At 39.9% G+C, this 8,451-nt stretch carries 8 protein-coding genes; 2 read left to right on the forward strand and 6 right to left on the reverse strand.

Translation table 11 applies throughout. From position 1 onward, the window contains the following. Positions 1-173 precede the first annotated feature (173 nt). Genes DO88_RS03720 through DO88_RS03695 form a run of 6 tightly spaced genes read right to left on the reverse strand, consistent with a single transcriptional unit; the run spans position 174 to position 5,141 of the window. Positions 174-1,586 carry a tetratricopeptide repeat protein gene (locus DO88_RS03720; protein ID WP_033040531.1) on the reverse strand — a complete coding sequence of 471 codons (1,413 nt, stop codon included), beginning with the start codon at positions 1,584-1,586 and terminating at the stop codon, positions 174-176. 27 nt (positions 1,587-1,613) lie between these two features. Further along, entirely contained in the window at positions 1,614-2,270 is a 657-nt protein-coding gene (locus DO88_RS03715) for an energy transducer TonB (protein WP_033031925.1), read from the reverse strand. A 1-nt stretch (position 2,271) separates the two neighbouring features. After that, positions 2,272-2,676 carry an ExbD/TolR family protein gene (locus tag DO88_RS03710; RefSeq protein WP_007378977.1) on the reverse strand — a complete coding sequence of 135 codons (405 nt, stop codon included), beginning with the start codon at positions 2,674-2,676 and terminating at the stop codon, positions 2,272-2,274. A 5-nt stretch (positions 2,677-2,681) separates the two neighbouring features. Then, positions 2,682-3,062, reverse strand: a complete 381-nt coding sequence (locus DO88_RS03705; RefSeq protein ID WP_007378976.1) for a MotA/TolQ/ExbB proton channel family protein — start codon at positions 3,060-3,062, stop codon at positions 2,682-2,684. Next, entirely contained in the window at positions 3,055-4,368 is a 1,314-nt protein-coding gene (locus DO88_RS03700; protein WP_033040527.1) for a MotA/TolQ/ExbB proton channel family protein, read from the reverse strand. The genes DO88_RS03705 and DO88_RS03700 overlap by 8 nt, the downstream gene beginning before the upstream one ends. Beyond that, on the reverse strand, positions 4,368-5,141 hold the full coding sequence (locus DO88_RS03695) for a DUF3450 family protein (protein WP_033031921.1): 774 nt from the start codon (positions 5,139-5,141) through the stop codon (positions 4,368-4,370). The genes DO88_RS03700 and DO88_RS03695 overlap by 1 nt, the downstream gene beginning before the upstream one ends. Positions 5,142-5,337: 196 nt before the next feature. Between DO88_RS03695 and DO88_RS03690 the strand changes: the two genes are divergently transcribed. Further along, positions 5,338-7,518, forward strand: coding sequence for a TonB-dependent receptor (locus DO88_RS03690; RefSeq protein ID WP_033040529.1), 2,181 nt, complete (start codon positions 5,338-5,340; stop codon positions 7,516-7,518). Positions 7,519-7,593: 75 nt separating this feature from the next. Continuing rightward, on the forward strand, positions 7,594-8,274 hold the full coding sequence (locus tag DO88_RS03685) for a Fe2+-dependent dioxygenase (protein WP_033031917.1): 681 nt from the start codon (positions 7,594-7,596) through the stop codon (positions 8,272-8,274). The last annotated feature ends 177 nt before the right edge of the window (positions 8,275-8,451 follow it).

The following is an 8,451-nucleotide window of genomic DNA, read 5'->3' on the forward strand; positions in this document are numbered from 1 at the left end:
CAAGTGAGTTTAACCACAGCGTTAAACTTTATCTGTAGACGTAGAGCTTGCTCACGTGAGAAGCGTAGCTTCTAATTATTAAGTTTTTACACGCCAGCAAGCTGTGCGTCTACAGGGAAACTCAATGGCTGAAAATGTAGACGCCTCGCTTGCTCACGTGAGAAGCTATAAACTTACCCTTCTTGGCGCACAATATTTTCAAGTGCACGAATATTGGTAATCAAATCCTGGCGTTGCGGGTTAGCTTGCAATGCTTTTCTAAGATGCTTCAGCGCACTAGAGTAGTCTTTAGAATCAATTGCTATTTGCGATAACCCAAGCCATGCCGATAGTTGGTAATCAGGAAGTGCCTGTGCACGAACATACATAAGTTTAGCTTGGGTGAGTTGGCCTTTACTGCGATATATACTCGCTAAACTAAGTAAAGCATCACCTAAATTCGGGTTTATTTTAAGTGCGTTATTTAAGCTTTTAAGAGCACGCTTAGCATTACCTTGTTGCATAGCAATTTGTGCGCTGTATACAGAAAACTGCGCTTGTTCATCACGGGGTAGCTGCTTAGTTAATCTTTTTGCGCTGCCTATTAGCTCTTTAGCTAAATCCCATTTTTGTTGAGATACAAGCCAGCCTAAAGTTTGCATCGTGGTATTAATAACCTCAACTTGCTGCTGTTTAGTGGCGTGTTTTAAACCTTGCTTTAATAAACTAACAGCGCGTTCAGTGCTGCCTTCACTTAAATGCAGCTGGGCTGCTAAAAGCTGGTTACTGGTATCTTTAGGGTTGAGTTTTAAGGCCACTTCAATGGCGGCAAGTGCTTTTTTATTTTGCTCTAATTGCAGTGCTATTTGTGCACGTTGCAACCACAATTGAGCATTATCAGGTGTTTTATTAAGTAACTCTTTTAATAATGCATTTGCTTGATTTAAATCGCCCGATTCAATTAAGGCAAACAATAGCCCTTGTTGGTACTGAGGCGTTTCAGGGGCAAGCATCAGTGCTTGACGATAAGCGGCTACTGCGCTCCAAGGCTGGCTGTGTTGTACATGAATATAAGCAAGTTGCGCATAACTTTGTGCATCTGCTTGGCCCTGTTCAATACTGTGTACTAGGTGTGTTTGTGCCTTGTTGTAATTTGCTTGTTGCATGTATAAAAGGCTCAAACCTTGGTGAGCTTTTACTAAGTTAGGTGCGGCTTTTAAACATGCTAAATATGCATTTTCGGCGTTATCGAACTCTTTTAAGGTGAGTAAAACCTGAGCACGCAATAAATTGAGTGCGGTGCTATCTTGCGTGAGGTCGCGGTTTTTAAATAGCGCGGCTACTTCGTTATAATTACCTGCTTGTAGTAATGGTTGCACTTGGCGTGCAAAGCCACGTTCAGTCGGTTCAATAAGCATTTCAGTAGGACTAAGTAATTTATTATTTATGGCCAATTGCCATGTTGGATCGCTAGGAGATAAAATTACTTTCAGTGGAGTACTTACTGTGTTTGCATTCACATTACCAACAGCTAATAAAGGCAATGAGCACATTAAAGTTGTTAGTAATGCGTGAGTGAAAGGTTTTAGCGTTTTAATTACGTTCATATTTTTCATTTTAATAAGGCTTAAAGCTTAAGGTTTAAATTCAATGGGCCAAATAAAGCGAGCGCGTACGACTTCGCCTTCTTTTTTAGGCGCGCTAAAGCGACTCTGTTTAATTATTTTATCGATTGCAGGTTTAAGCGACGGATACGGATTTTGCACCACTTCAATCAAACTTACATTGCCACCCTCATCAATTAGTACATCGAGCTTTACGGTAAATGTATCAATACCTTGGCGAGTTAAGCTTTTTGGGAGTAATGCTTTTACTGGTGTGAGTAAAGTGGGTAGGCCGTCGAGCTGGTTTAGGCTAAGTGCATCCCAATTTACATTGACCGATTGCCATTGTGGCGTACTTACTTTTACACTTGGCGTATCGGGTCTTACAATTTTTAGTTTACTCTTTATTTTAATTTTAACTGCTTGAATAGAAGCGCCAGCGCCTTCCACCATTAAGCTTTGCGCAGGCTCATTTGCTTGTTGCTGTTGTATTGAAGGCGGAGGTGGTGGCGGTAATGCCACCATAGCTACCTCGCGTACAATAACTTTATCTTGCACTATATGTTCAGCTAGTTGAGCGAGCCATAAAAGTAACAATGCAGCAGTAAGTACTATTAGGCTTAGCGCAAATGCAAACAATGGATGACGAATATTTCGTGATTTTTGGGTCGGTGTAATCGCGTACATATTATTGTTTGGTCGCTAAATTAACTTGTGCAGCACCGGCAAGCTTTGCCTCGTCAATCACTTGAACAAGCAACTCGGTAGGTACTGTTTTATCGGCTTGAATAACCACAGGGCGCTGTTGTTGCTTTAGCATTTGTTCAACGCTGCTGCGCACGCCAGCAACACCAATTTGGCTGCCATCAAAAAATACTTGTTGGGTGTCTGTTATGGCTAAAAATATAACTTGTTGTTCTAGACGGCTGGCCGATACGGCTTGTGGTTTATCAACCTCAACGCCACTCTCGCGTACGAATACCGTAGTCACAATAAAAAATATTAGCAATATAAATACCACATCAAGTAGCGGCGACATATCAATATGTTGGCCAGATTCTTGTTCTAAGCGATGTTTTAAACGTGATTGCATGGTTATTACCCTAATTGTTTACTTAGTGCATGTAATTTAGGGTTGCGCTGCGAATATGCTAAATAGGCTTGCATTAACCAAGCAGGAATAGCGCACACCAGACCAAGTTGAGTGGTTAGTAATGCATGGCCAATTGCATCACTCATTAACTCATTATGACCCTGAGCCATAACTTTAAAGGTATCGAGTAAGCCAACAATTGTGCCTAGTAAACCAAGTAGTGGCAAAGCCGCAGTTAAAATAGAGCTTACTTCTTGCCAATAACCTTTGCGCTGTGTTTGATAATGTTTCAGATGTAGTAAGTCATGAAAAATCAATTGATACACAAATAAAGCCAGTAAAATAATGCACCAACAAATAGGGTTACTAATGATTTGATCAAACATTGTTTTTTCCTTCATCTAGCTGACTTAGCTGTAATGCAAAGCCTTCTAATTGGCTGTAATAGGCTTTAGCTTTACGCGATAACAAAGCGTTTAGTACCAGAGCTGGTATAGCAACGACTAAACCAAGTTCTGTGGTTATGAGTGCTTGTGCAATGCCACCTGATACGACCTCAGGATCGCCTGATCCGAACAAGGTCATCATTTTGAATGTTTCGATCATACCGCTTACAGTACCCAGTAAGCCAAGTAGTGGTGCTACTGCTGCAGTAACGGCTATTGCACCAATAAAGTTATCGAGCTTGTGTTTATCGTGGATAAGTTGGTTAAATAACTGATCATCTCGTATTTGGCCTTTTTCGCTTTGCAAGGTTAGGTTAAATAGCTGTTGCTGCATGCCATTAAATTCGCTGCTATTTTTACTTATAAACAATTTCTGTAATTGCAATTGCGAGTGCATTTTTATTTTATTTAAACGCAGTAACTGAGCTGCTTTCAGTAATGCGATAGTTAGTGCAAAGCAGGCAAATAAAATAATAGGAATAGCCCATAAACCGCCTTTTTCTAAATGCTCCAGCGGACTTTCTTGTTGAGACTGACTCGTTACTAAATGCGTTAAACTCGGATCAAAAGTGAGGAGTGTAGATCCTACGCCATTTTGTTTTAAGGTATTATCGAGAGGGTTATCGTCACTCGTAGATTGCACTAGCGCTACCTTTAACGCGTTAGATTTGTCGTCTAAATCGAGTAATCCAGCTAGTTTTGGGGTTTGTGTACTAAACCAAGCAACTGGGCCTACTTGCAGGGTATTCGCTTGGCTTAATTCGCCATTACTTAGCACAACCGATTGCTTTTTAAATTGTGGATAAAGTGCCTGTTTTTGGTCATTAATAAGTGATACTACTTGTTTCAACAATTCGTTTTGATCATTAGTAATGTGTTGGTTTTTACTATTTTGGCGTACAAATCGATTTAACAAATTTAGCTGATATTGTTGCTGCTGTTGCCATGTATCTAGGCGTGTTTGCAGCTGATTTAAACTCAAAGTATCTTCATCAGCAAGGCGGCGGTTAACGGCAGCCTGCTCACGTAATTTATTCAGTGATTGCTGCTTGTTAAATATATTTTTAGCAAGAGCGGCTTGCTCTTTGGCAATGTTATTTTGAGTTTTATTCAACGCGCGTTGAGCTGTTTTAATGTCACTTAAAATACTTTGTTGCGCGTCATCACTGCTTGCTGCAAAAACGATGTTTGCACTAAAGAGTAAAGCTAAAATATTAGCTATTTTAAGGATGCGGGCGAAAATCATTATTTAGCCCCTTTTTGTGTATTTTTTGCATAACTTAAGATAGGTAGTGTTACCCAGTCAGCAGCGCGCTTTTTTTGTTGAACAGCTATTCCTAATGCAACTTGCTCAGCGTTAATACTCGGATCGAACTCCCACTGCCAGCCTAAATCACTTGGAAAGCCAATGCCTACATAACTTAAATCTTCACTTACAAACCAAGCTTGGGCTGCACCTAAGTAAAGCTGTTTTACCCATACTTCTTGGCCGTCAGGGTGCAGAATTGCCATTTCGTGTATAGAAATCCGTTGCTGAAAATCACGTAATAACCCCAGCATCTTGAGTGCTGTTTGCAATTTATCTGTGGTATTTAGTTGTGAGTTAGTTAAATCACCTGTGTTTTTCCAGCTACTTAAAAGTGGCGGAGGTAATTGCACTTGTAATGAAAGTAATTGCTGGGAAATGCGTGTAAGTTGTTCGTTTAATTGTTGTTGATCGTTTTCAAGTTCAGATTGTTTAGTAACAAGCTGTTCGCGTTTTTGAGTAAGCTCGCTGGTGCTTTTTTTTCTACGCTGATTAAGCTCGCTAAGTTGCTGCTGCTCAGCATCTAAAAGCGTTAATGTTTGCTCCATACTGCTTTTTTGTTCAAGCCAATGAGTATTTAATTTATTGTTTTGATTTTCTATTTGCAGCCATTTGTTGATGAGTTGTTCTAATTCGCTAACGGTATCGGCTTGCACTGTCATAGCGCAACAAAGCGCGATAACCATACTGATTGGTTTAATTAAACTTCGCATTGTTCAACAAAGACCCTGAAAGTTACGACGAGTAATTACACGGAGCAATTACTGTTAATTTTTAAGTGCGCATACAATATAACAACAGGTATAACAACGCAACTGATAACAATTAGCGTTTACATTTATTTGTGGCGGTGGTAGGATTTTGCCGAAATTCAACATGTACCTAATTAGTTTAAACCTCGGAGTAACCATGAGTAAGCCATCGAATAAAGGGAATACCTACGCAAAACCAATTGCGGCGGTTGTTACAGCCACTCTTTCAACTTGGGCGAGTGCACAGGATGTTCAAGAGTTATCGGTAACGAAAGCGCAAACTAAAACCGAGTCTAGCTATGTTGTAGAAAAATCAACATCGCATAAATATACTCAACCGCTACTCGATACGGCTAAAACAGTTACTGTAATTAACCAAGCGGTAATGAAAGATAGAAACGTAGATAGCTTACAAGATGCATTACGCAATGTATCAGGTATTTCTTTAGCAGCAGGCGAAGGTGGTTCTCCTACTGGCGATAGCATGTCTATTCGTGGTTTTAGTGCCGCAAGTGATATTTTTGTTGATGGTATTCGTGATGTTGCTGGATACACTCGCGATGTTTATAACATTGAAGCCGTTGAAGTAGCTAAAGGCCCTGGTTCTGCAGTCTCTGGTCGTGGTGCAACAGGCGGCAGCGTTAATCTAGAAACTAAAAAGGCGAAATTAGACAACTTTAATGATGTTTCGTTACGTTTAGGCACAGAAAACGATTACCGTGGTCGTCTTGATACTAATATTCAAGTAAACGAAACAAGCGCATTACGTGTTAATTTATTGTCTGATTCAGGTGATGTTGCTGGCCGTGATTATGTTGAAAACGAAAAAAATGCAATTGCTGTTGCTTTGGCTACAGGGCTTGGAACCAACAGTCGATTTGATCTGAATTTTGAATACCAACGACAAGATAATTTACCAGATTACGGTATTGCATGGGTTAGAAGTGATACCCCAGTTGCTGAACTAGTTGGCAATGAATACGCTCCACCACCAGTCGATTTTGATAACTTTTATGGTAACGTTTACCGTGATTATGAAGACATAGAAGCTTATTCAACAACTGCCCGTCATGAGTATGATTTTTCTAAAAATACTACGTTACGTACACAAGTCCGTTTAGGTAAAGTTAAGCGTGAATCGGTAACAACTGCACCACGTTTCTTTTCAGTTACAACCGATACAGATATTACCTTTGCAGATGAAAAAACACGTGATACAGAAAATTCATTGGCTGCATTACAAGTTGATTTAATTGGTAACTACGAGTTTGCTGGTTTTACTCACGATGTTGTAGTGGGTATTGAACTTGCAAACGAAACGTTTACACGCCATAACTTTGTTGCAACTACGGCTGATAATCTAATTGAAGATGGAATCCGTAACGACTTATACAATCCTGATGCAATAATTGCATTTACGGGTGTGTACGGTCGTAACGGTACAAGTATTGAAGCTAAAGCTAAAAACCAAGCTATTTATGCATTTGATACAGTAACCCTTAATAAGCAATGGGAAGTTACAGGCGGAATTCGTTTTGATAGCTTTACTACGGATTACCATTACGATTACGCGAACCCAAGTGCTTTAATTTCTACAAGTGACGACTTATTTAGCTGGAATGCAGCTGTAGTTTATAAACCTACAGAAAACGGCAGTATTTATTTTGGGGCGGGTAATTCGTTTAATCCTTCAGCCGAAGGTATTACGGTATCTACTCGCGGAAATACAGCAGATCTTGATCCAGAAGAAAGTAATAGCTATGAATTAGGTACGAAATGGAACTTAATGGATGGTCGCTTACAAACTAATGCAGCTCTTTTTCGTACTGAAAAAACAAATGCTCGTACCGATGATCCATTTGCAGAAGATACACGAGCTGATTTATTAAATGGCGAACAACGAGTTCAGGGTTTAGAGTTATCAGCTACAGGTTTAATCACCAAAGAGTGGACCGTTATTGCATCGTATACTTATCAAGATAGCGAAGTAACTAAAGCATCAGGTGACGATATTATTCAAATAGGTAATGAGTTACCACGTACGCCTAAAAATAGTGCGAGCATATGGACAACATACGAAATATCTGAGCAATTATCATTTGGTGCAGGTATGCAGTATTTAGGTGAGCGTTACAGTAGTTCATCGTCTACTCGCGCTCGTGCTCCAAGCTATACTATTTTTGATTTAATGGTTGCGTATGATGTATCAAAAGATTTGAGCTTGCAGCTTAATGCTGAAAACTTAGGTGATAAAGATTACGTTAACCAGTTAGGTGGCGGACACTTTGTTCCTGGTGAAGGTCGTAAGTTTAGCTTAACGGCAAGTTACTCTTTTTAAACTTTACTTTAAGAGTACATAATCATTAAGGGCAGAAATTTCTGCCCTTTCTTTTTATTATGTGAGAGGGCGCACATGTTAGTTAAAATACCAGAGTTGTTAACTAAAGAAGAAGTTGCTTATTGTCATGAGGTTTTACTAAAAGCACAGTGGGCAGATGGTAGTATTACGGCTGGGCATCAATCAACGAAAGCTAAAAATAACTTACAGTTACCTGAAAATAGTCCTGAATGCCAAGAGCTTGGCGACATTATTATGGCAGCTCTCGCTCGTAGCAATTTGTTTATGTCGGCAGCACTTCCTGCAAAAATATTTCCTCCATTATTTAACTGTTATCAAGGCGGACAATCGTTTGGTGTGCATGTCGATAATGCCATTAGGCAGGTTCCTGGTACGCCTGTAAAAGTACGAACAGATGTATCAATGACGCTTTTTATTAATGAGCCTGAAGATTATGAGGGTGGAGAATTAGTTATTGAAGATACGTATGGATCGCACAGCGTAAAATTACCAGCTGGGAGTATGGTGTTGTACCCATCAACCAGCCTGCACCGTGTAATGCCAGTTACAAGTGGGCGAAGGTTAGCCTCATTTTTTTGGTTGCAAAGCATGGTTAACAGCGACGAAAAACGTGGTTTATTATTTGATTTAGATACATCGATTCAAAGTTTGCGCAGCAAAGTAGAAGATAGCCCTGAGATTATTCAGTTAACGGGGGTTTATCATAATTTGCTTAGGCAGTGGGCACAGACATAACGAAGATACTCGTTATTAAGTGTTAGATTTAGATATAAGTAATTAAAAGCTGCGCTTTTCGCGTGAGCAAGCTCTACGCCTACAGGCAAAGTTTTACAGTGTGGTTTGATTTACGTGTAGACGCGCAGCTTGCTGGCGTGACGAGCTAACTTAGCAATCAGTTGTAGATATTAAAAG

Origin of the sequence: Pseudoalteromonas sp. S3431, assembly GCF_000690035.1 — a bacterium.
Taxonomy (GTDB): Bacteria; Pseudomonadota; Gammaproteobacteria; order Enterobacterales; family Alteromonadaceae; genus Pseudoalteromonas; species Pseudoalteromonas fuliginea.

Coding starts and splice junctions, on each gene's coding strand:
- DO88_RS03720 (WP_033040531.1), bottom strand. CDS start 1,586: ATGAACGTAATTAAAACGCTAAAACCTTTCACTCACGCATTACTAACA.
- DO88_RS03715 (WP_033031925.1), bottom strand. CDS start 2,270: ATGTACGCGATTACACCGACCCAAAAATCACGAAATATTCGTCATCCA.
- DO88_RS03710 (WP_007378977.1), bottom strand. CDS start 2,676: ATGCAATCACGTTTAAAACATCGCTTAGAACAAGAATCTGGCCAACAT.
- DO88_RS03705 (WP_007378976.1), bottom strand. CDS start 3,062: ATGTTTGATCAAATCATTAGTAACCCTATTTGTTGGTGCATTATTTTA.
- DO88_RS03700 (WP_033040527.1), bottom strand. CDS start 4,368: ATGATTTTCGCCCGCATCCTTAAAATAGCTAATATTTTAGCTTTACTC.
- DO88_RS03695 (WP_033031921.1), bottom strand. CDS start 5,141: ATGCGAAGTTTAATTAAACCAATCAGTATGGTTATCGCGCTTTGTTGC.
- DO88_RS03690 (WP_033040529.1), top strand. CDS start 5,338: ATGAGTAAGCCATCGAATAAAGGGAATACCTACGCAAAACCAATTGCG.
- DO88_RS03685 (WP_033031917.1), top strand. CDS start 7,594: ATGTTAGTTAAAATACCAGAGTTGTTAACTAAAGAAGAAGTTGCTTAT.